Origin of the sequence: Pseudomonas sp. SM4, assembly GCF_051913165.1 — a bacterium.
Classification (GTDB): domain Bacteria; phylum Pseudomonadota; class Gammaproteobacteria; order Pseudomonadales; family Pseudomonadaceae; genus Aquipseudomonas.
Map to the genome: position 1 here is coordinate 46,493 of NZ_JBODOE010000006.1, position 24,032 is coordinate 70,524.

At 60.0% G+C, this 24,032-nt stretch carries 20 protein-coding genes; 8 read left to right on the plus strand and 12 right to left on the minus strand.

The genetic code is table 11. The features are described from left to right. Nucleotide 1 precedes the first annotated feature (1 nt). From ACQ4MY_RS12720 to ACQ4MY_RS12740, 5 genes are all read right to left on the minus strand, one after another. Entirely contained in the window at nucleotides 2–1,867 is a 1,866-nt protein-coding gene (locus tag ACQ4MY_RS12720) for an extracellular solute-binding protein (RefSeq protein ID WP_440095344.1), read from the minus strand. 229 nt (nucleotides 1,868–2,096) lie between these two features. Beyond that, entirely contained in the window at nucleotides 2,097–4,808 is a 2,712-nt protein-coding gene (locus ACQ4MY_RS12725; RefSeq protein WP_178116925.1) for a TonB-dependent receptor, read from the minus strand. A gap of 206 nt (nucleotides 4,809–5,014) precedes the next feature. Further along, nucleotides 5,015–5,416, minus strand: coding sequence for an ExbD/TolR family protein (locus ACQ4MY_RS12730; RefSeq protein ID WP_007918272.1), 402 nt, complete (start codon nucleotides 5,414–5,416; stop codon nucleotides 5,015–5,017). Then, nucleotides 5,416–6,102 carry a MotA/TolQ/ExbB proton channel family protein gene (locus ACQ4MY_RS12735; RefSeq protein ID WP_371924613.1) on the minus strand — a complete coding sequence of 229 codons (687 nt, stop codon included), beginning with the start codon at nucleotides 6,100–6,102 and terminating at the stop codon, nucleotides 5,416–5,418. The genes ACQ4MY_RS12730 and ACQ4MY_RS12735 overlap by 1 nt, the downstream gene beginning before the upstream one ends. A gap of 67 nt (nucleotides 6,103–6,169) precedes the next feature. Further along, a complete protein-coding gene (locus ACQ4MY_RS12740; protein ID WP_440095345.1) occupies nucleotides 6,170–6,988 on the minus strand; it encodes an energy transducer TonB in 819 nt (272 codons plus the stop codon). A gap of 1,184 nt (nucleotides 6,989–8,172) precedes the next feature. On the opposite strand from ACQ4MY_RS12740, the gene ACQ4MY_RS12745 reads away from it, so the two are divergent. Further along, nucleotides 8,173–8,796, plus strand: a complete 624-nt coding sequence (locus ACQ4MY_RS12745; protein WP_008084933.1) for a glutathione S-transferase — start codon at nucleotides 8,173–8,175, stop codon at nucleotides 8,794–8,796. 142 nt (nucleotides 8,797–8,938) lie between these two features. On the opposite strand, the gene ACQ4MY_RS12750 is transcribed toward ACQ4MY_RS12745, so the two are convergent. Continuing rightward, entirely contained in the window at nucleotides 8,939–9,379 is a 441-nt protein-coding gene (locus tag ACQ4MY_RS12750) for a CBS domain-containing protein (RefSeq protein ID WP_440095347.1), read from the minus strand. Nucleotides 9,380–9,844: 465 nt separating this feature from the next. Here ACQ4MY_RS12750 and ACQ4MY_RS12755 point away from each other — a divergent pair, with 465 nt between their 5' ends. After that, nucleotides 9,845–12,205 carry a DNA polymerase II gene (locus tag ACQ4MY_RS12755; protein ID WP_440095348.1) on the plus strand — a complete coding sequence of 787 codons (2,361 nt, stop codon included), beginning with the start codon at nucleotides 9,845–9,847 and terminating at the stop codon, nucleotides 12,203–12,205. Here the strand turns inward: ACQ4MY_RS12755 and ACQ4MY_RS12760 are convergent. The 3 genes from ACQ4MY_RS12760 to ACQ4MY_RS12770 form a co-directional block, all read right to left on the minus strand. Further along, nucleotides 12,170–12,640, minus strand: a complete 471-nt coding sequence (locus ACQ4MY_RS12760; RefSeq protein ID WP_440095349.1) for a DUF1810 domain-containing protein — start codon at nucleotides 12,638–12,640, stop codon at nucleotides 12,170–12,172. The two genes, ACQ4MY_RS12755 and ACQ4MY_RS12760, sit on opposite strands and share 36 nt — an antisense overlap. 25 nt (nucleotides 12,641–12,665) lie before the next feature. Continuing rightward, complete coding sequence (locus ACQ4MY_RS12765; protein WP_440095350.1) at nucleotides 12,666–13,487, minus strand: aldo/keto reductase; 822 nt, start codon at nucleotides 13,485–13,487, stop codon at nucleotides 12,666–12,668. Nucleotides 13,488–13,760: 273 nt separating this feature from the next. Next, the gene (locus ACQ4MY_RS12770) at nucleotides 13,761–14,909 is read right to left on the minus strand and encodes an aldose epimerase family protein (RefSeq protein WP_440095351.1); all 1,149 of its coding nucleotides are present in this window, start codon (nucleotides 14,907–14,909) and stop codon (nucleotides 13,761–13,763) included. Nucleotides 14,910–15,252: 343 nt separating this feature from the next. Between ACQ4MY_RS12770 and ACQ4MY_RS12775 the strand changes: the two genes are divergently transcribed. The 4 genes from ACQ4MY_RS12775 (at nucleotide 15,253) to ACQ4MY_RS12790 (ending at nucleotide 18,755) form a co-directional block, all read left to right on the plus strand. Next, entirely contained in the window at nucleotides 15,253–16,002 is a 750-nt protein-coding gene (locus ACQ4MY_RS12775; RefSeq protein WP_440095352.1) for a hypothetical protein, read from the plus strand. A gap of 218 nt (nucleotides 16,003–16,220) precedes the next feature. After that, nucleotides 16,221–17,435, plus strand: coding sequence for an MFS transporter (locus ACQ4MY_RS12780; protein WP_158832717.1), 1,215 nt, complete (start codon nucleotides 16,221–16,223; stop codon nucleotides 17,433–17,435). Nucleotides 17,436–17,635: 200 nt separating this feature from the next. Beyond that, nucleotides 17,636–18,421 (plus strand): sulfite exporter TauE/SafE family protein, encoded by a 786-nt coding sequence (locus ACQ4MY_RS12785; RefSeq protein ID WP_008077785.1) that lies wholly within the window; start codon nucleotides 17,636–17,638, stop codon nucleotides 18,419–18,421. A 7-nt stretch (nucleotides 18,422–18,428) separates the two neighbouring features. Continuing rightward, nucleotides 18,429–18,755, plus strand: a complete 327-nt coding sequence (locus ACQ4MY_RS12790; RefSeq protein ID WP_440095353.1) for a hypothetical protein — start codon at nucleotides 18,429–18,431, stop codon at nucleotides 18,753–18,755. A 164-nt stretch (nucleotides 18,756–18,919) separates the two neighbouring features. Here ACQ4MY_RS12790 and ACQ4MY_RS12795 read toward each other — a convergent pair whose 3' ends face one another. Beyond that, a complete protein-coding gene (locus ACQ4MY_RS12795; protein ID WP_440095354.1) occupies nucleotides 18,920–19,384 on the minus strand; it encodes a GNAT family N-acetyltransferase in 465 nt (154 codons plus the stop codon). Between the two features lie 208 nt (nucleotides 19,385–19,592). Between ACQ4MY_RS12795 and ACQ4MY_RS12800 the strand changes: the two genes are divergently transcribed. After that, nucleotides 19,593–20,156, plus strand: coding sequence for a DUF4174 domain-containing protein (locus tag ACQ4MY_RS12800; RefSeq protein WP_008077777.1), 564 nt, complete (start codon nucleotides 19,593–19,595; stop codon nucleotides 20,154–20,156). Between the two features lie 150 nt (nucleotides 20,157–20,306). On the opposite strand, the gene ampC is transcribed toward ACQ4MY_RS12800, so the two are convergent. Next, on the minus strand, nucleotides 20,307–21,401 hold the full coding sequence (gene ampC, locus ACQ4MY_RS12805) for a class C beta-lactamase (protein WP_440095592.1): 1,095 nt from the start codon (nucleotides 21,399–21,401) through the stop codon (nucleotides 20,307–20,309). Between the two features lie 232 nt (nucleotides 21,402–21,633). Here ampC and ACQ4MY_RS12810 point away from each other — a divergent pair, with 232 nt between their 5' ends. Then, nucleotides 21,634–22,506: a LysR family transcriptional regulator gene (locus tag ACQ4MY_RS12810; protein WP_440095355.1), complete on the plus strand. Its 873-nt coding sequence runs from the start codon at nucleotides 21,634–21,636 to the stop codon at nucleotides 22,504–22,506. Between the two features lie 149 nt (nucleotides 22,507–22,655). On the opposite strand, the gene gudD is transcribed toward ACQ4MY_RS12810, so the two are convergent. Further along, nucleotides 22,656–23,999, minus strand: coding sequence for a glucarate dehydratase (gene gudD, locus ACQ4MY_RS12815; protein WP_440095357.1), 1,344 nt, complete (start codon nucleotides 23,997–23,999; stop codon nucleotides 22,656–22,658). Nucleotides 24,000–24,032: the final 33 nt, after the last annotated feature.

Here is a 24,032-nt window from a genome sequence, read left to right on the forward strand (position 1 = left end):
GTCACTGGCCTCCCGCGAGTTGGCTGTGCATCTGCTGGCTGGTCAACGCCTTGTTCGACACCTCCCACCAGGTGTTGAGGCCTTCGTCGTAGGCCGGTTGCACGGGCGGCATGCCGAAGCGGTTTTGATACACCGTCGGCGTGCCTTTGGAGTAGTAGTTGGGAATCATGTAGTAACCCCATTGCAGCACCCGGTCGAGGGCGCGGGCGTAATGCACCATGGCTTCGCGGGTGTTGGCCTGCACCAGCCCGTCGATCAGTTGATCGACCGCCGGATTGGCCAGCACCATCGAGTTGGAACTGCCGATTTGCGTGGCACTTTGCGAGGCGTAGAGGCTGTACAACTCGCGGCCGGGAGAGACAATCGGATCGCCGCTACGGGGGAAACTGGTGACGATCATGTCGTAGTCACGGGCGTTGAGGCGGTTGACGTATTGCGCCGAATCGATGCGCCGCAGATTGAGGGTGATGCCGATCTGCGCGAGGGTGCGTTTGAACGGCAGCAGCATGCGGTCGAAACCGCCCTGACCGTCGAGGAAGGTGAACTCCAGCGGCTCGCCGGCCGCGTTGACCAAACGATTGTGTTGCGGCGTCCAGCCGGCCTCGGCGAGCAGCTTCAGCGCTTGCAGTTGCTTGTCGCGGATGTAGCCGCTGCCATCGGTTTTCGGCGCTTCATACACGGTCGTGAAGACCTCGTCGGGGATCTGCCCGCGCAGCGGTTCGAGGATTTTCAATTCCTCGGCATCAGGCAGCGCAGTGGCGGCCATTTCACTCTTCGGCCAGAAGCTGTTCTGGCGCACGTAGAAGCCGCGCATCATCTGCTTGTTGGTCCACTCGAAATCCCACAGCAGGCTGATCGCCTGACGCACGCGGCGATCCTGGAAGATCGGGTTTTGCAGGTTGAACACGAAGCCTTGGGCGGCGGTGGGTTTTTCCGGGGCCAGAATCGACTGCTGCAAACGGCCGTCGCGCAACGCCGGGCTGTCGTAGCCAACCACGTAACCAGACGAGGAGAACTCGCGGTTGTAGTCGAACGCGCCGGCCTGCAACAGCTGCCGGGCGACGTCGGTGTCGCCGTAGAAATTCACCGTGAGGGTGTCGAAGTTGTACATCCCGCGACTCACTGGCAGGTCTTTGCCCCACCAGTCCGGATCGCGTTGAAAACTGATGCTGCGGCCGGCGTCGACCTTGCTCACTCGGTACGGGCCGCTGCCCAGTGGTGGCTCGAAACCGCCGCCGTTGGCGAAGTCGCGGGTTTGCCACCAGTGTTCGGGGACCACACGCATGGTCGCCAGGTCCAGCGCCAGGGTGCGGTTGAGGTTGTTCTTGAAGGTGAAGCGCACCTGTCGTGGGCCTTCGATCAGCACGTCCTGGACGTCGGCGTACTGCTGGCGATAACTCAGGCTGCCCTTGGTCATCAGCAGGTCGAAGGTGTAGCGCACGTCTTCGGCGGTGATCGGTGTACCGTCGGCGAAACGTGCTTTTGGATTGAGGGTGAAACGCACCCACAGTCCATCGGGGTCGCGCTCGATCTGTTGCGCGACCAATGCGTAAACGGTGTAGGGCTCGTCAAGCGAACGGAACGCCAATGGCGAATACACCCAGTCGTTGACTTGCACCACGGAAATGCCCTGATCGGCGTATGGGCTGATGTAGTTGAACCCGCCGATTTCCATCGACGCACGGCTGAGCGAACCGCCCTTGGGCGCGTGTGGATCGACGAAATCGAAATGCTGGAAGTTCGCCGGATACTTCGGCGCCTCGCCGTACACCGTCAGCGCATAACTGCCAGCGGCCAGCGCCGAGGGGCCGGTGCACAGCAAAGCACTGCCGAGCAGCAAAGCAGCCATGTTGCGCAAAAAACTCATGAAATCACTCCTAAGTCCCTGAAAAGATCACCGATCAAACTGAGGGAGCGGTCTTTTGTGGCGAGGGGATTTATCCCCGATCGGCTGCGGAGCAGTCGCAAGATCGATGCATGCGGTATTTCTGATTGTCCGCGTCGGCAGGTCTTGGGGGCGCTTCGCACCCCATCGGGGATAAATCCCCTCACCACAAAAGCTCGCCCCCAAAAAAGGTGATGCGTGGTTGTTCCGGTTAGAAGTGGTACGTCATGCGCGCAAACAAGGTGCGGCCCAGTGGGTCGGTGTAGCGCGGGTCATAGCCGCTCTGGAAGTTGTAGGCCTGGTTGGAGAACGGCGGGTTGCGGTCGAACATGTTCTTCATCCCGGCATCGACATCCAGCACCTTGTTGAAGGTGTAACCGGCCGACAGATCCCACACCGAATACGACGCAACGGTTGCATGAGTGTCGCGGTCGTAATCGTTGTAGCCGGTGGTGAAGCGGTTGGTCAGCGACGCCCGCGCCGCACCGAAGGTCCAGCTGCCGGTGAGGTTGTGTTTCCAGCGCGCGATCACGCCGTCACCCTGGAAGTCGCCGACCTTGTCGGTGAACGGGCCTTTGATGGTGCTCTGGAAGTCGTACTCGTCAACGTAAGTGCCTTGCAGCCCCAGACCGAACTGGCCGTACGGCGTGTTCGGGAAGCGATAGTCGAGCGACACATCGATACCGTTGGTTTCGACGATGCCAAGGTTGGCGTTGCCGGTAACGATGTAATTGAGCGTGCCGTCGGCGTTGCGCACGAAGCGATCCGGGTAGGAGCCGGCCTGATCAAACACGGTGGATTCCGGGAATGGCTGGATCTGGTTGGAAATGTGAATCCACCAGAAATCGAGACCCACCGAGAGGTTGTTGATCGGCTGATAAACGAAGCCCAGGGTCACGTTGCGGGCCTTCTCCGGGGCCAGATCCTGGTTGCCGCCAATCTGGTTGAGGAACTGCTGACCGCAATCGCGGCCGCCGTTACCGCCGGGTTGCACCACGCCGCCGGTACACAGCACCGGGTCGTTGTAGTAGCCCTGGGTGAAGGTGATGCTGTTGGGCGAGTACAGCTCGTACAGCGACGGCGCGCGGAAGCCTTCGCTGTACGCGCCGCGCACCACCAGCTCTTTCAGCGGCTGATAACGGAACGAATATTTCGGGTTGGTGGTGCTGCCGAAGTCGCTGTATTTGTCGTGACGCACGGCGGCGGAGAGTTCGAGGCTGTCGAGCACCGGCACGTTGATTTCCGCATAGGCGGCTTTCACGCTACGGTCACCTTCGACACTGCCGTTGGGGTCGATGCCGAGACTCTGGATGTCACCGGCGAACGACTCGAAGTCCTGGTGGAATTTCTCTTTGCGGTACTCGCCACCGAGGGCCAGACCCGACGGGCCGGCACCGAACCAGTCGCCGATTTCGCGGCTGATGCGTCCATCAAAACCGGCCACACGGCCAACAGCGGTGGAATAGGCGCCGTGGTAAGCCGCTTGATCGATGTATTGCTGACCGGCGGCGGACTGCGGCCCGAACGGGTTGAGCAAACCGCTGGCCAGACCGTCGATCATCGCCTGATCGCTGACAAAGCCATTGGTGACGCTGGAGACGATTTTGTTCTGGTTGTATGAGGCGCCGACGTTGTAATCCCAACCGCCGACCAGACCATCGAAGCTGAGCAAGAAGCGCTGGCTGGTGTTCTGATCTTTCGACTCACGCGGACCGGCAGCGGTTTCTCGCCAGTTCACATCCACTGGTTGGGTCGGGTCGAGGGTGAAGTCGGTCGGCCCCGGTGTGATGCCGTTGCCAGGGTAGTAGGGTGACGAGCCGTCGAGGCTCAGACCGGTCAGCGGTGCAGGGCCGATCGAGGTGGCGTTGTTGTTGCGCGACCAGAAGTACTCGAGATTGACGTTGTGATCGTCGGCCAGTTTGCCGGTGGTCTTGCCGAAGAACGAAGTCTTCTCGGTCTGCGGCACCAGGTCGATGTATTCGCGGGTACTGAAGCGGCACAGGCCGTCGCGCGCCACCAGGTTCGGCCCGTTGCAATTGCTGTTCGCCAGCGGGTTGGTGGCGTTGCCGTTCTGGCTATAGTTGCCGGGGAACGCGGTGCCGGAGGTCTGATCCAGACCTCGGCCGGGATCGTAGTCACGGGCGAAGGAGCGATCGTTGGCGTCGAGGTTCTGCTGCTTGTTGTAGTTGAACACGCCGAGGACGTTGAAGCGGTCCTCCTCCAGATCACCGTAGCCCCAACTGGCGCTCATGTCCTTGGTCGCACCGCCGCCACTGTGGGTCGGGGTTTCGCCGCCGAGGGTCAGTTGGCCGTCGGTCATGGATTTCTTGGTGATGAAGTTGATCACGCCGCCGATAGCGTCGGTGCCGTACAGCGCCGAGGCGCCGTCACGCAGCACTTCCACGCGCTCGATGGCGGCAAACGGGATCATGTTCAGATCCACCGCGCCGCCGGCCGAGTTGGTGCCCGACAAGGCGTTGTTGGCCAGGCGTCGACCGTTGAGCAAGACCAGCGTCTTGTTCGCGCCAATGCCGCGCATGTCGGCGAACGAAGCGCCGCCGGTGGCTGCACCGACCGAGCCGGCGCTGTTGTTCAGCGACTGGCTGCCGGTAATGCGCTGGACCAGTTCGGCGGTGGTGGTCACGCCCTGTTTGCGCAGCTCGTCAGCCTTGAGAATGGTGATCGGCACGGCGGTTTCCGCATCGACCCGGCGAATCGCCGAACCCGTCACTTCGACCCGTTGCAGTTGCGTGGTCGGTGCGACCACGGCGGCTGCAGCGGGCACGGCGGCGTTGTCGTCCTCGGCCGCTTGCACGGTCCCGGCGCCCATCCCCATGGCCACCAGATACAACGGAACAAAACGGTGGCGAGAAATCGTGGCCACCAAAGGTTTGAGCGTGAAGCGTGGAGTGTTCATCAGCATGGTTATTTCCGACTTTTCAGACGTTATCGAATTGGCCTTGTGAGCCCCTCATTGCTCCGCTTTCGGTGATACCGCGTGCGGAAAACCACTTTCTTCAAGCAAGCCGATCCCCTCCGAAGACGCGTGGCGTTTTTCGGTCGGCTGGTTGCGACAGGATTCAGCGGGCGGTGGCGGGCGCGTCTTTCACTGCGCGCCCGGCACCGTACTCAGTGGGTGGTCATCACCGAAATCTTGGTAATGCCCGAGCGTTCGATCGACGCCATGGCCTTGGCTACCTGGCCGTAATTGACGGCGGAATCGGCCTGCAACTGCACGCGCACTTCGGCATCCTTGGCCTTGACCTCCTTGAGGCTGGCTTCCAAAGATTCCGGCGCCAGCTCGGTCTTGGCCAGATAGAACTTGCCGTCCTGATCGACGCTGACCACCACCGGGTCCTTCTTTTCGGCGGGGGCGACGGCGTCGGTTTTCGGCAGGTTGACTTTGATTGCGTTGGTCATCAGCGGCGCGGTGACGATGAACACCACCAGCAGCACGAGCATCACGTCGACCAGTGGCGTGACGTTCATTTCGCTGAGCACTTCATCGCTGTCCTGAGTCGAGAAAGACATCAGCTGGCCTCCCGCACGGCGGCTGTGGTTTTGCTGGCGATGGCCTGACGGCTGATGGAAAACGCACTGCGCGAGGCGAGGGCGTCGAAGTCGTGGGCGAAGTCATCCATGTCCGCCGAGGCGAGCTTCAGACGACGCAGGAAGAAGTTGTAGATCAGCACCGCCGGCACCGCGACGGCGATACCCACGCCGGTGGCGATCAGCGCGTGACCGATGGGCCCGGCGACCGCTTCAAGGCTGGCCGAACCGGTTTCGCCGATGCTTTTCAGCGCTTCCATGATGCCCCACACGGTGCCGAACAAACCAATGAACGGCGCGGTGCTGCCGATACTGGCGAGGATCGCCTGGCCGTTTTCCAGCGAGCGGCGTTCCTTCTGGATCTGCTGGCGCAGGTTGCGTTCCAGGCGATCCGAGCGGTTGATGGTGTGCGCCAGTTGTTGCGTGGTGCGCGGCGAATCCTCCACCAGCAACGCTTCGAAACCACTGCTGGCGATGCGCGCCAGTGCGCCCGGATACTGGCTGGCGTGTTCGGCGGCGGTGAGCAGATCCGGCGCGCCCCAGAAGGCTTTGCTGAACTGTTTGTTCTGCGCTTTCTGGCGCAGGTACTGCGCCGACTTGACCAGCAGGATCGCCCAGCTGAGCACGGAAAACAGCACCAGACCCCAGAGCACGCCGGGGACAATCATCGAAGACAAATCGTTCATGGTGATACCTCGCTTGCGTTATTCGGTTGTGCGTTGATTGAGCGTTCGGTTATTGCGGCAATTTGAAATCGATGGTCTGGGTGGCGAAGCCGTCGATCGGCGTGTCACCGCGTTTGGCCGGAATAAATTTCCAGTTCTTCACCGCAGCGACCGCCGCGTCATCCAGTTGCGGCTTGCCGCTGGACTTGGTCACCGTCACCGAGCCAGCGCGACCGTTGGCCAACACCTGAATGCGCAGCACCACACTGCCTTCCCAGTTGCGCCGCAGCGCCAGCGACGGGTATTCCGGCGGCGGGTTGCCGAGGCTGGCGAGTCCGGAAACGGCTGCCGACTCCTTGACCGGACCTGGCGCGGCGGCAGGTGCTGGTGGCGCGCTCGGGGTGGCCGGTGCAGCGGGCGCGGCGGGTTGTGCCGGAGCGGGCGCGGCTTTCGGCCGCTCGACCTTTTTTACCGGTTTTGGCTTCTCGACCGGTTTCGGTTTTTCGATCGGCTTGGGTTTCTCCACCGGTTTGGGTGGCGGCTTGACCGCGTCTTCGTCCTCCACCGGTTGTTCAGGTTCCGGCGGGGGAGGCGGCGGTGGCGGCGGCTCGGGCGTGGGCGGTGCCGGTGGCGTCGGGCTGGTCAGTTCGACGGTCATTTCCGGAATCTGTGGCGGTGTCGGCAATGGCTCGGTCCGCGATTGCTGGAGAAACCACCAGGCGCCGCCATGTATCAGCGCCGACACAGCGACCAACAAGACCATTTGCTGTTTGTTCAAACCACCGGGTTGCGAGGTATTGGCTTTAAACGCCGGCCTGCCCGGTGGCGGCGGGACCGGCGCTTGCCGCAACGGCCCCGGCAGGGTTCTGTGCTTTACCGCATCGTTCATTAAAGCTCCCTCGGGTTGATGAAGGGCAATAAGGTGCCGTCCGAACATCCAGGGGATATTCGAGTGAGTGGGTGCAACTTTCTAAAAGGTGTGCAGAAGCCGATAGTTGAACTATCCGGTTAACAAGGCTCGTGCAAACTTACTGGCTTGGCGCCATCGACTTCGTCTGTTCATTACCCATTCCCTGGTGTTGTTCTATATGTAGGAGCTGCCGAAGGCTGCGATCTCTTGATCCTGTTCTTTAAAGATCAATATCAAGATCAAAAGATCGCAGCCTACGGCGGCTCCTACAGGGGTGTTCAGTTTGTGTTTTGCAACCGCTGTGCCAAATGTTGCTGGAATGTAGTTGGGTTATTTCATTGATGTTACCCATGTCGCATTTATATAAGTTTTGTTGGCTGCCTTGTTGATCTTCGGCGCATACAAACCCGTCGCCCCGTACGCCGGGGGTTTTTGATGGGCGAGTCTGGCCGTGCGCTCTATCTCGCGGATTGGCGAGGCAAAGCGGCTGTTCTCGTGTCGGTCGGGGCACTTGCTGGTGCGCGGCGGACTGATTTGGTGCGGGTCAATGTTTTAGCGGGTCACGGGGTGTGTTCCTTGTTCTTGTTTAAATGAAATCAATACTTCGATCGTTGCTTAGTTACAGTCGTTGGTGCGTTTTTGGTGCAAATAAAAAGCAGCTGAAGTTATTGTCTGACAATTCAGCTGAGGGCCGATTAATACATGGCTTGCGCAATGATAATCAGCGTTGTATTTAAAAAATAAATAATACGCTGTGCTCGGCGAATAACTCATCGGCCAACACAGTGGTGGTCAGTTGGGCTCAGGTAATACAGTAAACGCGCAGGTGGCCGGTGCTGTTCAGGTGAACTCGGCTGTTGGCGTAAAGAGAAGCGAAGGCAGTGATGCGGCAGAACGATTGAAGATTCACGCGGTGAACTCCTTGTTGCCAGCTCGGATACGCGAACTTTTGGTTCGGTATCGCACCTTACAAGAACGCGGATAGCGTTCGATGATTGCTCTTGGTGCGGGATGGGCACCGCCAGCGCTGTTTTGCGAGGATTGAATTCGCAAGTCGCGAGTGCATGGGAAATTCGTGCCAAAACCGATACACACGCAGAATTTTTCTACACCGGGCCTGCCACCATCTACCCTTGGCAAAGGCTTAATTCGGGGGATTGGCTATGTACCAGCTCTACGGGCACAGGAATTCGGGCGCAGCCGCGATTGAAGCGGCGCTGGAGTTGTGCCAGATTGCCTATCGCTTCATCGATATCGAAGCCAGCACCGAAGCCGCTGAGGCGTTGGCCAAACTCAATCCGCTGAAACAGATCCCGACCTTGCAGTTGCCCGATGGCAGTGCACTGACCGAGAGTGCGGCGATTCTGATTCACCTCGGCTTGACGTTTCCACAATCGGGCCTGCTGCCGGTTGAGGCGGCTGATCGAGACCAGTCGATTCGCGGCATGGTCTACATCGTCAGCAACTGTTATGCGGCGATCGGCGTCATCGATTACCCCGAGCGCTGGCTGCTGATGCCCGACGAAGCGTCGCGGCAAAACCTGATGGCCGGCGCGCGTGAGCGTTTGCACTGGAGTTGGGAGGTGTTTGCCGACCAGTTCTCCGCCGAGTTGTACCTGGATGACGAAACACCGGGCGCGCTTGATGTGCTGGCGGCGGTGGTGACGCGCTGGGCGGGGAGCCGCGAGCATTTGCGCCAGACGCGGCCGGGGTTTTATGCGTGGTTGCAGAGGATCGACCGGCATCCGGTGTTGGCACCGGTGTTCGCCCGGCATTGGCCAGCCTGAACCCACCACACAAGAAAGTGTAGGAGTGAGCCCTGTGGCGAGGGGATTTATCCCCGATGGGGCGCGAAGCACCCCCAAAGAAACAGGGCCTGCTGCGCAGTCCATCGGGGATAAATCCCCTCGCCACAGTGTTTTTGTCGATTTATTCCCCGCGGATGTACTGCTCAAGCTGTTTGATCAGCTCGGCCTGTTCGGCAATCGCTTCCTTGACCAGGTCGCCGATCGACAACAGGCCGATCAGCTTGCCGTCCTCCACCACCGGCAAGTGCCGTAGGCGTTTGTCGGACATGATGCCCAGGCACGTATCGACGGTTTGATGGGTGTCCACGGTGATCACGTTCGCGACCATGATGTCGCGTACCGGTGTGCCCACCGATGAGCGGCCATGCAGCACGAGTTTGCGCGCGTAGTCCCGTTCGCTGATGATGCCGACCACTTCATCGTCTTCGACCACCAGCAAGGCGCCGACGTTTTTCTCGGCCATCTTCATCAGCGCTTCGAGCACCATGTGATCAGGTTTGATCTGGTGCACTTCCTGATTTTTCTGATCTTTGAGCTTGAGCAGTTGGGCGACGGTCTTCATGGCGGTTACTCAGGTGTTGTCGTTGTTATCCAAGCATCGTAGACGCAAGCGCGCAGGGCAAGGTGGCAAAGCGGCAGATAACACGCAAAAAACGTCATTTGCCTAACAAACCCCCGGTCATCCTGTGAAAGAAGACCTGTGCTGAGGGGATTTATCTGTAGTGAGGGGATTTATCTGTGCTGAGGGGGATCTGTGCTGAGGGGGGTATCTGTGGCGAGGGGATTTATCCCCGATGGACTGCGCAGCAGTCCCGCTTGTAAGTCAAAAACGGGGCCGCTTCGCGCCCCATCGGGGATAAATCCCCTCGCCACAGATAACCCCACTCACTACAGATAACCCCGCCAACTACAGATAAATCCACTCACCACAGATAAATCGCTACTACAAAGTATTCCAAACTGAAAACGCGGGCGCTGGAAGGGCAGCGTAGAATGCCCCTCTGTTTCAATACCCGAGGTTGCAGTGGTGGATTTACCGCAGGGCTTCGTCCTGACCCGGCATTGGCGTGATACGCCGGCCGGCACCGAAGTCGAGTTCTGGCTGGCGACCGACGCCGGGCCGCGCCGTGTGCGCCTGCCGCATCAGCCGTCAGTGGCGTTTATTCCCGCCGAACAGCGCGCAGCGGCCGAACGCCTGCTGCATGACGAAAAAAACGTCGAACTGCGCCCATTGGCCCTGCAGGATTTCGAACATCGTCCGGTACTCGGCCTGTATTGCCAGCAACACGGCCAGTTGATGCGCCTGGAGACCGCGCTCAATCGCGCCGGCGTCGACGTCTACGAAGCGGACGTGCGCCCACCCGAACGCTACCTGATGGAGCGCTTCATCACCGCGCCGGTGTTTTTCAGCGGCACCGCCGATGCTGACGGCATCCTGCACAACGCCCACCTCAAGCCCGCGCCCGATTACCGGCCGAAGCTGCGGCTGGTCTCGCTGGACATCGAAACCACCGAAACCGGCGAGCTCTATTCAATAGCCCTCGAAGGTTGCGGCGAGCGTCAGGTGTACATGCTCGGCGCGCCGAACGGCGATGCCAGCATTGTCGATTTCGACCTCGAATACTGCGACTCGCGCACGGTCATCCTGAAGAAACTCAACGAGTGGTTCGCCCGCCACGATCCCGACGCGATCATCGGCTGGAACGTTGTGCAGTTCGATTTGCGCATCCTCCACGAACACGCCCGGCGCCTAGGCGTGCCGCTGAAAATCGGCCGTGGCGGTGAAGAGATGCAGTGGCGTGAACACGGCAGCCGCAATCACTACTTCGCCTCGGCGGCGGGGCGGCTGATCATCGATGGCATCGAGTCGCTGCGTTCGGCGACCTGGAGTTTCCCCTCGTTCAGCCTGGAGAACGTCGCACAAACCTTGCTCGGCGAAGGCAAGGCCATCGACAACCCGTACCAGCGCATGGACGAAATCAACCGCATGTTCGCCGAGGACAAACCGGCGTTGGCCAAGTACAACCTCAAGGACTGCGAACTGGTCACGCGGATCTTCGCCAAGACCGAACTGCTGACCTTCCTGCTCGAACGCGCCAGCGTCACCGGGTTGCCGGCGGATCGCAGCGGCGGCTCGGTGGCGGCGTTCACGCATCTGTATATGCCGTTGATGCACCGACAGGGTTTTGTCGCGCCGAACCTCGGCACCAATCCACCACAGGCCAGCCCCGGCGGCTTCGTCATGGACTCGCAGCCGGGGCTGTACGAATCGGTGCTGGTGCTCGATTACAAGAGTCTGTACCCGTCGATTATTCGAACGTTTCTGATCGACCCGGTCGGCCTGATCGAAGGCTTGCAGCACCCGGACGATGCCGATTCAGTGCCGGGTTTCCGTGGCGCACGCTTCTCGCGCACCCGGCATTGCCTGCCGTCGATCGTCTCGCGCGTTGCCGAAGGCCGTGAGACCGCCAAGCGCGAGCACAACGCGCCGCTGTCGCAGGCACTGAAAATCATCATGAACGCTTTTTACGGTGTGCTTGGTTCCAGCGGTTGCCGCTTCTTCGATACGCGGCTGGCCTCGTCGATCACCCTGCGCGGCCACGAAATCATGCTGCGCACGCGCAAGCTGATCGAGGAGCAGGGCCACGCGGTGATCTATGGCGACACTGATTCGACGTTTGTCTGGCTGCGTCGCCAGCATGGTCAGGACGAAGCGGCAAAGATCGGTCAGGCGCTGGTCAAGCACGTCAACGACTGGTGGCGCGAGCATGTACGCGATGAATATGGCCTGGAAAGCGCTCTCGAACTGCAATTCGAAATCCACTACAAACGCTTCCTGATGCCGACCATTCGCGGCGCAGAGGAGGGCAGCAAGAAGCGCTACGCCGGTCTGGTCACCCGCGCCGATGGCAGCGATGAAATGGTCTATAAAGGCCTGGAAACCGTGCGCACCGACTGGTCGCTGTTGGCCCGGCAATTTCAGCAGGAACTCTACGAGCGGATCTTCCAGCGCAAGCCGTATCAGGATTACGTGCGCGACTATGTGCGCAAGACGCTGGCCGGTGAATTCGATGATCGACTGATTTACCGCAAACGCCTGCGCCGCACCCTCGACGATTACGAACGCAACGTGCCGCCGCATGTGCGCGCGGCGCGCTTGGCTGACGATTACAACGCGCAACACGGACGGCCACGGCAATATCAGAACGGCGGCTGGATCAGTTACGTGATCACGTTGGCCGGCCCTGAACCGCTGGAAGTGCGCCGCGCGGCCATCGATTACGACCACTACATCACCCGGCAACTGCAACCGGTGGCGGACGCGATTTTGCCGTTTGTCGACGACGATTTCTCAACCCTGATCGGAGGGCAACTGGGCCTGTTTTGAGTCGAGCAGTTGCAACGTCCATTCATCGAGAATGCCATGGAAGTAGCGTTCCAGTGCTTGCGAGAACAGGCTGTCGTCAGCAGTGAACTGGGCAAACAGCGTCATCGAAGAGTGAAATTTCAGGTCATCGGGATGGCCGAAAATCTCCGCGATGGAACGCTGGCGTACATTCAGCACCAGTTGCGTGCACGTGCGTAAGCGGGCGCCGAGCAATTCATGCTCGAGATAGGCCTGCGCTTCCTCGGCCGAGCCGATGGCGAAGCGCCGGGACATTTCACTGCCGCCCAGACCCGCGAACTGCGGGAAGATGAACCACATCCAGTGGCTGCGTTTGCGGCCGTCTTCGAGTTCGCGTTGCACCCGTTCGAACACCGAGCCCTGGGCCAGCACGAAACGCTGAAGGTTGAAGGGATCCAATTGATCTGTGCTTCTCATCGCGAAGCCCTCGCCAGTCGGCGGCTCAGACCATGGCCAGCCGCTGCTTGCGTTGTGGCGCTTGAAACGCCTGGTCCAGCGCCGCCAGATCCCCGGCCTCCAGTTGCAGCTGCGCCGCTTGTGCATTGAGTCGCACGTGTTCGGGTCGCACAGCCTTGGGAATCGCAATCACCCCATCCTGACGCAGAATCCACGCCAGCGAAACCTGTGCCGGGGTCACGCCGTGACGAATGGCAATCTGGTTCAGCACCGGTTCAGCCAGCATGGCGCCGCCCTGACCGATCGGACAGTAGGCCATCAATGGCATGCGCTGGTGTTGGCACCACGGCAGCAAATCGAATTCGATACCGCGCTCTTCGAGGTTGTAGAGCACCTGATTGGTGGCGCAGGCCGAACTGGAGAGTTCTTCCAGGTCGTCGACGTCGAAATTCGACACGCCCCAGCGACCTATTTTGCCGTCCTCACGCAGACGTTCGAAGGCTTCGACGGTTTCTTCCAGTGGATACTGGCCGCGCCAATGCAGCAGATAGAGGTCGATGTAATCGGTGTCGAGCCGGCGCAAGCTGCGTTCGCAGGCCTGCGGGATGCCTTTGCGGCCGGCGTTGTGCGGGTAGACCTTGCTCACCAGAAACACTTGATCGCGCAGACCGGCAATCGCTTCGCCGACCACCGATTCGGCACCGCCCTCGGCGTACATTTCGGCGCTGTCGATCAGGGTCATGCCCAGCTCGATGCCGGTGCGCAGCGCCGCCACTTCACGCTTGTGCGCCGAACGATCCTCACCCATGCGCCAGGTGCCCTGGCCAATCACCGGCACCTGCACGCCGGCCAATTCGAGGGTACGCATGCAAACCTCCTTGCTGAATGTGTCGATACCTTTTAGTGGGCAGCAGGATAGCTCAGGGGTTCCGAAAGCTTCCAGATCAGGAGTCTTTATGAAGTGGCTGAAATACATTGTGGCGAGGGGATTTATCCCCGCTGGGTTGCGAAGCAGCCCCAAAACCATTCAGCGCGGAGTATCAGTTAAACCGGGTTGTCTGATTTTGGGCCCGCTGCGCAGGCCAACGGGGATAAATCCCCTCGCCACAGGTAACTCAACTCATCACAGGGGGGAGGCGGGTTATTTTGCGGTGAATTTCAGTATCACGCTGTGGTTGTAAGTCTGCCCCGGATCCAGTCGCGTACTCGGGAAGTTCGGCTGATTCGGTGAATCCGGATAGTGCTGAGTCTCCAGGGTAAACGCCCCCCAGTGCGGATACACCTTGCCACCCTTGCCCTTGACCGTGCCGTCGAGGAAGTTGCTGGTGTAGAACTGCACGCCCGGTTCCGTGGTGAACAACTGCAGCACGCGACCGGACTGCGGATCACTCACCTCAGTAGCAACTTTGCCGATATCGCCCTCGGTATCCAGCGCCCAGTTGAAATCAAATCCACCCTGTTTCGGCTCAGCGAATTTCAGTTGCTCATGATCAGCCTTGATATGCGTGCCAATTGCCGTCGGTTTGCTGAAGTCCATCGGAGTCCCGGCCACTGGCGCCAATTCACCGGTCGGGATCAGTTTTGCCGTCACTGGCGTGTAATGGCTGGCGTACAGGGTCGCGACCTGTTTGAGAATGTCGCCATTACCGGCGCCGGCGAGGTTGAAGTAGCTGTGGTTGGTCAGGTTGAGCACGGTGGGTTTGTCGGTGTTGGCCTTGTAGTCGATGCGCAGTTCGTTGTTGTCGGTGAGGCGATAGGTCACTTCGGTGGTGAGGTTGCCGGGGAAGCCCATTTCACCGTCTGCCGACAGATAGGTCAGGGTCACGCCGACGGAATCCTTGTCCTTGGTTTCCTGCGCTTTCCAGACCTTTTTGTCGAAGCCCAGCGTGCCGCCGTGCAGCGCGTTGGTCTTGTCGTTCTGCGGCACTTGATAGCGCTTGCCGTCGAGTTCGAACGCACCCTCGGCCAGGCGATTGCCGAAGCGGCCGATGGTTGCGCCGAAGTACGCAGTGCCTTTCTGATAGCCCTGCACATCGTCGAAACCGAGCACCACGTCGTCGAACTTGCCGTGCTTGTCGGCGACTTTCAGCGATTGCAGGGTCGCGCCGTAGGTGATGACGGTGGCTTGCATGCCATGGCTGTTGCGCAGGATGTATTGCTCGACGGGCGTGCCGTCATTGGTTTTGCCGAAGGCTTTGTGTTCGGCGGTCAGGCCGGCCGCTTGGGCGGAAAGGGTGGCGATCATCAGGGACAGTCCGAGGCCGGAGAGCAGGTGACGTGATTGAAGCATGGTTGACCTTCCTTCTTGTTGTTGTTTTCAAAACGGCGCGATCCCGTGTAGGAGCTGCCGAAGGCTGCGATCTTTTGATCTGGCTTTAAAAATCAAAGTCAAAAGATCGCAGCCTTCGGCAGCTCCTACATGGTAACTAGTCATGCTATTTGTGGGTGTAGTGGAGATTTATAGCTGATGAATCGTTTATTTCAATAATAAAGACTGACTAAATGATCCAAGGGAAGTCGCCGGAGGTCGGCTGATTGCCTGCCGCACTGCACTTTTTCGCAATCGGTGGCTCTATCCATGGCCAAGGATGCGGTGACTCCCGCCGCACAGGAATGTCCCTGTTCGAGAATTCATGCCCAGAGCTTTTGACCTGATCACTGCGTGTGTCCGTCGCCCGTGCCTGTTGCTCGCCTGTTTGTCGTCGCTGTTGTTCAGCGGTTGCAGCCATCAGGACGGCAACGGTTTTTTCAACCAGATGCGTGAGGGCAAACCGCAGGAATTCTTGCAGACCAGCGTCGACCGCATGGCCACCCTGGCGATGCGCGACAACCTCAACAGTCTTTACCGCTTGCAGGCCAAGCTGTATTTGCGCAACCCGGACGAGTTGCGCAAGTCAGGTTTTCTCAACATCCATGCCGCCGTGAAACAGGTGCGGCTGGCCGTCGAGCAGCAACAGCCGCTGCCGGTGCTGGGCGGGCGCAAGGACCTCGCAGCGCTCAGCTATGCAATGAGCCCGGAGTTTCTCGGTGATCGTGTCGGCGCGTTCATCTATGCCATCGGCAGCATGCTGGTCACCGCCCACGGCAATCGCACCGAGTTCTACATGACCGATGCGATCAATCCGACGTTCGTGCACAACGCCGCACGCAATATCGAAAAAGCCACATGGATTTTGTCCCAGCGGCAGAACACCGCCGGCCAGCCGCTGCTGTTTTCCAACGAGATCTCGGAGGAGGGCAGCAACCTGAGCTTCGCCACCGAGTTCGGCAAAATCGTCGCGCGCCTGGACCTGATCACGCAGATGCTCGACGAGCGTTACCGGCGCATCGGCCTCAACTACGCGCAGAGTCTGCTGTTCCTGAATTTCTTGCCGGTGCAGTAACCGTCCGCGATGGTCTGCAAACATTTTTCCCCTGTAGGAGCTGCCGAAGGCTGCGATCTTTTGATCTTGCTGTTTATAAGGTCAAAAGATCGCAGCCTTCGGCAGCTCCTACAGGGATTCGGCGTTTTGTCAGTCCTTACGGTGTGGGTGGCGTGGCACGGGGATAAGTTGTATACAATCATCCGTCATAATTGAGTCAAAATGGAGCCACCCCTGTCATGACCGACCCCGCAAGCGCCGATTTCAGCCGCGTCGACCCGACCGTTCGGACGGACAAATTACCCTACGCCGCGTTGCTGGCCTTCGCCATGACCGGTTTTATCGCCATCCTCACCGAAACCCTGCCGGCCGGGCTGCTGCCGCAAATTGGCGCCGGGCTCAACGTCAGCGAAGTGCTCGCCGGGCAACTGGTGACCCTGTATGCGCTGGGCTCGATTGTCGCGGCGATTCCGCTGACCGTCGCCACGCGCGGCTGGCCGCGGCGGCGGGTGCTGTTGATGACGGTGGGCGGGTTTCTGCTGTTCAACACGGTCACCACGTTCTCCAGCCATTACGGCCTGACCCTGGCTTCGCGCTTCCTGGCCGGGATGGCGGCGGGGTTGTCGTGGGGAATCATGGCCGGTTATGCGCGCGGCATCGTTCCCGTGCATCAACAGGGGCGGGCGCTGGCGATTGCCATGCTCGGCACACCGGTGGCGCTGTCGCTGGGCACGCCGGCGGGGACGTGGCTGGGCAATTTGATCGGCTGGCGCGCGTCGTTCGGGATCATGTCGGCGCTGGCTTTGGTGCTGGCGGCGTGGATTGTCATCGCCGTGCCGGATCGTCCGGGGCAATCCAGCGAAGAGCGTTTACCGCTGCTCGAATCGCTGCGCCTGCCGGGCGTGCGTCCCGTACTGTTCGTGGTGCTGACGTGGATGCTCGGGCACAACATTCTCTATACCTACATTGCGCCGTTTCTGATGCAGGCCGGGCTGTCCGACCGGGTCGATCTGGTGCTGCTGGTGTTCGGTCTGTGTTCGCTGGGCGGCATCTGGATCATCGGTCTGCTGGTGGATCGCTGGTTGCGCTGGCTGACGCTGATCAGCCTCGCGGTGTTTGCACTGACGGCGCTGGTGCTGGCGCTGGCTGCGCCGTCACCGCCGGTGATTTATGCCTGCATGGCGGTGTGGGGCTTGTCGTTCGGTGGGTCGGCAACCTTGTTGCTGACCTCGGCAGCGGACTCGGCCGGCGAACATGTCGACGTGGTGCAAGCAATGCTCACCACCTCGTGGAATGTCGCGATTGCCGGGGGTGGCCTGTTTGGCGGGTTGTTGCTGGATCGGGCCGGGGCAATGTCGTTTCCGTGGGCACTGCTGATTCTGTCCCTGATCGCCTTGGCCACCGTGTGGATCAACAGCCAGCACAGCTTCAAACCCGGCCGCCGCCAGCACTGACAACGCACCTCTGTAGGAGCTGCCGCAGGCTGCGATCTTTTGATGTTGTTTTTTAAGATCAAAAGATCGCAGCCTGCGGCAGCTCCTACAGGGGAGTGGGGTGTTGGGGTATAACGATAGACCGTATCGATATATGTAGTTATAAGAAAAATCGCTATGCTGCGGGCCAGATTTTTCCTGTCGTTTTTCTGGACGGTTTAATGGAATTGGCAAATTTCGGCCTGGTGATTGCCGGGCTGGTGGTGGGTTTTATTGTCGGCATGACCGGTGTCGGCGGCGGTTCCTTGATGACGCCAATCCTGCTGTGGTTCGGCATCAACCCGGCCACGGCGGTGGGTACTGACCTGTTGTACGCGGCCATCACCAAATCCAGCGGCGTGCTGGTGCACAGAAAGAACAAGAACATCGACTGGGCCATCACCGGTTGGCTGACCCTTGGCAGCGTGCCAGCGGTGGCGATGACGCTGTGGTTTCTCAGCACCCTGCACACCGCGCCGGAGGCGATGAACGCCATCATCAAACAGGCGCTGGGCTTCGTCCTGTTCGCCACCGCGCTGGCTATCTTCTTCAAGAAACGCTTGCTCGAGTTCGCCCACAAACGCGCGGGTGGCAACTACAACCCAAGCGGTTCACGCTTGAATCTGCTGACGGTGATCACCGGTCTGATCCTCGGCACCATGGTCGCGCTGACCTCGATCGGCGCTGGCGCACTGGGCACCGTGGCGCTGTTCATCCTCTATCCGCTGCTGCCGACCCGCCGCTTGGTCGGCACGGAAATCGCCCACGCGGTGCCGTTGACGCTGGTCGCCGGCCTGGGCCATGCGAGCATGGGCAACATGGATTGGGGTGTACTGGGCTTTCTGCTGGTCGGCTCGCTGCCGGGCATCTGGCTCGGCAGCCACTTGACCGGGCGTATCTCCGACGAAGTCCTGCGTCCGTGCCTGGCAACGATGCTGGTGCTGATCGGCTACAAACTGGCGTTCTGATCCGGCCATGAGTGAAACCACTTATCACTGCGATGGCCGTGTCGCGATCACCGTCGAGCCGCGTGAAATGCGCATGAGCCATTGGCTGTATGCGCCGAAAGTGGTTGATCAGCAGCGCCAGCAGGTGCTGCTGGATCTGAGCGACAGCCTGTGGGATCTGATCGCTACTGCTGACGAGACTCCCGATAGCATCGAGTTGATGTTGCGTAAGTATCCGGGGGATCGCGGGTCGGTGATGCTGAGTGTTGGTCTCGACAGCGGTGAGCTCAGGATCGGCGAGCGGCGAGTCGATGCTGGGCAGTTGCTCGCAGCGCTCGACTCAACCCTGAACTGAAGCGCTACCTTTGTGGTGAGGGGATTTAGCGAAACGTCGTCGCGTGCCGTTGGGCTGCGCAGCGGGTCCTGGGTCACAACGACCGGGTCTGCCTGAGACTCCGTGTCGGGTGGTTTTGGGGCTGCTTCGCAACCCAACGGGGATGAATCCCCTCGCCACAGGGGTTAGCGGTGGAGGGTGTATTTCATGACGGTCACCGGCAAATCGTCGTAGACGAGTTCTTCAATCACTTCCCAACCCAGTCGTGCATACAGCGACTGCGACGTGTCGGTGTACAGATACAACTCAGGCACACCCAGCGCCGCGGCTTCTTCAACCACACGCTTGACCAGTTGCGAAGCAATCCCGCGACCGCGCTCTTCTGCTTTCACATAAACCCCAGCCAACCATGGCGTCAGGTTCGGACGCAGTTTCAGATCGTTTTCGATGAGCAGCGCGCCGCCCAGCAGTCGTGACCCCTCAAGCGCAACCACCACGCTGGGCACTGCACCTTTGCCACAAGATTCACGCATATGCTCGATGCGGTGCTCAACGGTTTGCCCGGGACGAAACTCGCCCCACTCCTTGAAGTTGAGCGTGGCCAGTTCTGCGATCAATTCGGGGCGGTCGCACAGGTAATCGATGTGCATGCGGGTGAACTCCATTTCATTGGCGAAGCGTCCACCCTAATGCGGTCATAAAAGGTAATCAAATCCGCGTTGCGATCACATCGGATATGTTGCGCAATGTCGCGCCTGTCCTAAGCTTCTGACTAGGCGGAAGATATTTGCCGGGTCGCCCCGGAACAATCGCCACGATGCGCAATCATTAGAGCGTGGATATCAAAAGGAGATGCGCATGCTCATCAGGTCACTGACCCTGACACTCTTGCTGGCGATTGCCGGCCCCTTGTTCGCCGCTGACAACGATTCGCCCATCGCCGGGGATATGGGCCGCGCCCGACCGCTGATCGTGATCGCGCAAAGCACCGTCGACCCCGTGTGGGTCAGCCTGAAAAAGTCGCTGGAAGACCCCGCGAATAAAAAGGGCGTCACCGACCGCAACATCAAGGTCTACACCATCCTCAACATGTCCGGCCAGCTCGACGGCAAGGACATGGGCCAGCAAGACACCATGGCGTTGCTGCGCTCGCTGAAGCTGGGCGCCGGGGCGTACCCGAAAGTGTTTCTGGTGGGCAAGGACGGCGAGACCAAACTCTCGGCCTCGGGGGATGAAGCGAAGGCGGTGGACTTGAAGAAGATTTTCGACACCATCGACGCCATGCCGATGGCTGAGAAAGAAGCAGCCGCTGCTGCCCAAGCGCCGGTTGCTGCCGAGCCAGAGCCGGCCAAAGGCGCCAAGAACGCCAAACCCACTAAACCGGCTAAACCAACCAAGCCGCCGGAAATGCCGGATGATTGATCACGTAAAAGAGCAATGAAAAATGGGCGATCCAAGAAAGATCGCCCATTTTTTTGCCTGCAAAAAGATCGCAGCCTGCGGCAGCTCCTACACAATCGGGTTTTCACTCGGTCAATGTAGGAGCTGCCGCAGGCTGCGATCTTTTGATCTTTATTCAGCCACAGCGCTGAGGATTTCATGAGCCATCTTCACCCGCTCAGGAATCGGGAAGTTCTTGTTGGCCATGATCACGATGCCAACATCCTTGCTCGGTACAAACGCCACGTAAGTCCCGAAACCACCGGTTGAGCCGGTCTTGTTGATCAATACGTCTTCCGGCTGCGGTTGCGGCGGATTCAGCCACTGCACCTTGTGCGCCTCCATGGCCATTTCCGTCGAGTTGCCGGCGAGCAAACGGTCGAGGCTGATCGGGTAGCGATACATTTCCCAACCCAGGCCCTGGGTCATGTCGCCGACGCTGTAGTAACCGGTGTGCGTGTTGGCGATGGTTTGTTGCAGCAGCGGTTCCAGTGTTTCAGGCCTCAGGTTGGCTTGTACGTAACGCAGCATGTCCACGGCGCTGGTTTTTACCCCGTAAGCCTGCGAGTCCAGCGCACCGGGTGTGACGCGCAGCGGTTTGCCGTCCTTGTTGTAGCCCTGCGCATACAGGCTCATTTGCGCGGCGGGCACGCTGAGGTAGGTGTGCTGCAAACCGAGTTTCGGCAGCAGGGTTTGCGTCATCGCTTGATCGAATGGCTGGCCGAGACTTTTCGCGGCCAGATAACCGAACAGCCCAAGGCTCGGGTTGGAATACTGGCGATGGCTGCCTGCCGGATAGATCGGTTTCCACCGCTGGAAATAGCCGAGCATCTTGTCGGCCGAATCCGCGCTTTCCGGGAATTGCAGCGGCAAGCCGCCGGCGCTGTAGGTGCCCAGTTGCAGCACGCTGATGTGGTCGAAAGCGCTACCTTTCAAATCCGGCCAAAGCTGACTGGCCTTGCTCGACAGATCCAGTTTGCCGGTGGCCTGGGCGTAACCGGCGAGGGTGGCGGTGAAGGTTTTGCTCACCGAACCGATTTCGAACAAGGTGTTTTCACTGACCTTTTGCCCGGTGTCTTTGGCGGCGACGCCGTAGTTAAAGTAATGCGCCTGACCCTTGACGGTCAGCGCCACGGTCAGGCCGGGAATGTCCTGTTGCTGCATGATCGGAATGACGGCGGCGTTGACCAGCGCTTGCAGTTGCGCGTCGCCAGGTGCGGCGGCCATGCAGGAGGCAGCGCTGAACAGCAGGCCGAAAGCACTGCAGGAAATGACTTTGATCGGGTGGATGGATGACATGAGTGAACCACTCTCCATGAGTGTTGATGGTTTTATCCCGCTACACTGCGGACGATTTCCCCGTCGGGCGGCTGATCAGCGCGGCTAATTTAGTCAGCTCGACGGTGATCGGCAAACGACGAAATTTCGCACGAGCCATTAGAAAAATTTGGGACTGGGCATGATTCGACCTCAATTGCCGCTCAATGCACTGCGCGCTTTCGAAGCCTCCGCGCGCCATTTGAGCTTTACCCGCGCGGCGGTGGAGCTGTGTGTCACTCAGGCAGCGGTCAGCCATCAGGTCAAAAGCCTCGAAGTGCAGCTCAACGTCACTTTGTTCAAACGCCTGCCCCGTGGGCTGATGCTGACCAGTGAGGGCGAAACCCTGCTGCCGGTGTTGAGTACTTCGTTTGATCACATCGCGCAGATTCTCGAACGCCTCGCCGGTGGCCAGTACCGTGAGATGTTGACCGTCGGTGCGGTGGGCACATTTGCCGTGGGGTGGCTGTTGCCGAGGCTGGCGGACTTCCGGGCGAAACATCCGCTTATAGATCTGCGGCTGTCGACCAATAACAACCGCGTGGATGTGGCGGCGGAGGGGCTGGATTATGCGATCCGCTTTGGCGCCGGAGCCTGGCACGGAATCGAAGCGACACGTTTGCTCGATGCGCCGCTGTCAGTGTTGTGCGTGCCGGAAATCGCCCGGCAGTTGCATGCGCCGGGTGATCTGCTGCAGCAGACGTTGTTACGTTCGTATCGCACTGATGAATGGCCGGAATGGTTTCACGCCGCCGGGTTGGCGGCTCAGGCCGCACCGCCACAGAGCATCGTCTTCGACTCGTCGCTGGCGATGATGGAAGCGGCGTTACAGGGCAGTGGGGTGGCGCTGGCACCGCCGCTGATGTTCGCCCGGCAACTGGCGGCGGATGCGATTCGTCAGCCGTTTGCGATTGAAATCACCACCGGCAGTTACTGGCTGACCCGGTTGCAGTCACGCCCGGAAACAGTGGCGATGCTCGCATTCAAAAACTGGCTGCTGCAGATCTCTGTCTGACTCACATCGTCCCTGTGGGAGCTGGCTTGCCAGCGATAGGGCCGGCACGGTCAACATCGATGTCGGCTGACCCACCGCTATCGCTGGCAAGCCAGCTCCCACAGGTTCATTTGTCAAAATACAAAATCTGATTCAACCCAGGCTAGTGTTCAACGCACCAAACACGGCCGTTTGTTATCGAACTTCCATCCCGGGATCAGAAACTGCATTGCCACGCTGTCATCCCGCGCGCCGAGGCCCATGCCTTTATACAGTTCGTGAGCCTTGGCCACTTGGTCCATGTCCAGTTCGACACCCAGCCCCGGTTTTTTCGGCACCTGCACGCAGCCATCGACAATTTGCAGCGGCGCCTTGGTCAGGCGCTGGCCGTCCTGCCAGATCCAGTGGGTGTCGATCGCGGTGATGTCGCCCGGTGCGGCAGCGGCGACGTGGGTGAACATTGCCAGTGAGATATCGAAGTGATTGTTGGAATGCGAGCCCCAGGTCAGGCCCCATTCATGGCACATCTGCGCGACACGCACTGAGCCCTGCATGGTCCAGAAATGCGGGTCGGCCAACGGAATGTCCACCGACTGCAACTGGATCGCATGGCCCATTTCGCGCCAGTCGGTGGCGATCATGTTGGTCGCGGTTTTCAGCCCCGTGGCACGGCGAAATTCGGCCATCACCTCGCGCCCGGAATAGCCGTTTTCCGCGCCACACGGGTCCTCGGCATAGGCCAGCACCTGATGCTGGTCGCGGCACAAACGGATGGCTTCTTTCAGTGACCACGCGCCGTTCGGATCGAGGGTAATGCGCGCCTCGGGGAAGCGTTCGGCGAGTGACGTCACCGCCTCGATTTCCGCATCGCCGCTGAGCACGCCGCCCTTGAGCTTGAAGTCTTTGAAACCGTACTTGGCATGGGCCGCTTCGGCGAGGCGTACCACCGCTTCGGCAGTCATCGCTTTCTCGTGGCGCACGCGGAACCAGTCGTTGTCGGCGTCTGGTTCGCTGCGGTAGGCGAGGTCGGTTTCGCGCTGATCGCCGACGTAGAACAGATAGCCGAGCATCTTCACTTCGTCGCGTTGCTGACCTTCGCCGAGCAGTGCGGCAACCGGTACGTCGAGGTGTTGGCCGAGCAGATCGAGCAGGGCGGCTTCAAGGCCAGTCACCGCGTGGATGGTGATGCGCAGGTCAAAGGTCTGCAAACCACGACCGCCGGCATCGCGGTCGGCGAAGGTCTGGCGCACCTGATTGAGGATTTTCTGATACGTGCCGATCGGGCTGCCGACCACCAGGCTGCGCGCGTCTTCCAGGGTCTGGCGAATGCGCTCGCCGCCAGGCACTTCGCCGACGCCGGTGTGGCCGGCGTTGTCCTTGAGAACGACGATGTTGCGGGTGAAAAACGGCCCGTGGGCGCCGCTCAGGTTGAGCAGCATGCCGTCGTGGCCGGCCACCGGGATGACTTGCATGTCGGTGATGATCGGGGCTTTGGCAGTGTCGTGTGCGGTCATGGTTTTTATCCTTCTAATTCGCAATCTTTAAAA

Excerpts from the sequence above, each read along its gene's own strand:
- ACQ4MY_RS12720 (WP_440095344.1), bottom strand. The coding sequence starts at position 1,867 with ATGAGTTTTTTGCGCAACATGGCTGCTTTGCTGCTCGGCAGTGCTTTG.
- ACQ4MY_RS12725 (WP_178116925.1), bottom strand. The coding sequence starts at position 4,808 with ATGCTGATGAACACTCCACGCTTCACGCTCAAACCTTTGGTGGCCACG.
- ACQ4MY_RS12730 (WP_007918272.1), bottom strand. The coding sequence starts at position 5,416 with ATGTCTTTCTCGACTCAGGACAGCGATGAAGTGCTCAGCGAAATGAAC.
- ACQ4MY_RS12735 (WP_371924613.1), bottom strand. The coding sequence starts at position 6,102 with ATGATTGTCCCCGGCGTGCTCTGGGGTCTGGTGCTGTTTTCCGTGCTC.
- ACQ4MY_RS12740 (WP_440095345.1), bottom strand. The coding sequence starts at position 6,988 with ATGAACGATGCGGTAAAGCACAGAACCCTGCCGGGGCCGTTGCGGCAA.
- ACQ4MY_RS12745 (WP_008084933.1), top strand. The coding sequence starts at position 8,173 with ATGTACCAGCTCTACGGGCACAGGAATTCGGGCGCAGCCGCGATTGAA.
- ACQ4MY_RS12750 (WP_440095347.1), bottom strand. The coding sequence starts at position 9,379 with ATGAAGACCGTCGCCCAACTGCTCAAGCTCAAAGATCAGAAAAATCAG.
- ACQ4MY_RS12760 (WP_440095349.1), bottom strand. The coding sequence starts at position 12,640 with ATGAGAAGCACAGATCAATTGGATCCCTTCAACCTTCAGCGTTTCGTG.
- ACQ4MY_RS12765 (WP_440095350.1), bottom strand. The coding sequence starts at position 13,487 with ATGCGTACCCTCGAATTGGCCGGCGTGCAGGTGCCGGTGATTGGCCAG.
- ACQ4MY_RS12770 (WP_440095351.1), bottom strand. The coding sequence starts at position 14,909 with ATGCTTCAATCACGTCACCTGCTCTCCGGCCTCGGACTGTCCCTGATG.
- ACQ4MY_RS12775 (WP_440095352.1), top strand. The coding sequence starts at position 15,253 with ATGCCCAGAGCTTTTGACCTGATCACTGCGTGTGTCCGTCGCCCGTGC.
- ACQ4MY_RS12780 (WP_158832717.1), top strand. The coding sequence starts at position 16,221 with ATGACCGACCCCGCAAGCGCCGATTTCAGCCGCGTCGACCCGACCGTT.
- ACQ4MY_RS12785 (WP_008077785.1), top strand. The coding sequence starts at position 17,636 with ATGGAATTGGCAAATTTCGGCCTGGTGATTGCCGGGCTGGTGGTGGGT.
- ACQ4MY_RS12790 (WP_440095353.1), top strand. The coding sequence starts at position 18,429 with ATGAGTGAAACCACTTATCACTGCGATGGCCGTGTCGCGATCACCGTC.
- ACQ4MY_RS12795 (WP_440095354.1), bottom strand. The coding sequence starts at position 19,384 with ATGCACATCGATTACCTGTGCGACCGCCCCGAATTGATCGCAGAACTG.
- ACQ4MY_RS12800 (WP_008077777.1), top strand. The coding sequence starts at position 19,593 with ATGCTCATCAGGTCACTGACCCTGACACTCTTGCTGGCGATTGCCGGC.
- ampC (WP_440095592.1), bottom strand. The coding sequence starts at position 21,401 with ATGGCCGCCGCACCTGGCGACGCGCAACTGCAAGCGCTGGTCAACGCC.
- ACQ4MY_RS12810 (WP_440095355.1), top strand. The coding sequence starts at position 21,634 with ATGATTCGACCTCAATTGCCGCTCAATGCACTGCGCGCTTTCGAAGCC.
- gudD (WP_440095357.1), bottom strand. The coding sequence starts at position 23,999 with ATGACCGCACACGACACTGCCAAAGCCCCGATCATCACCGACATGCAA.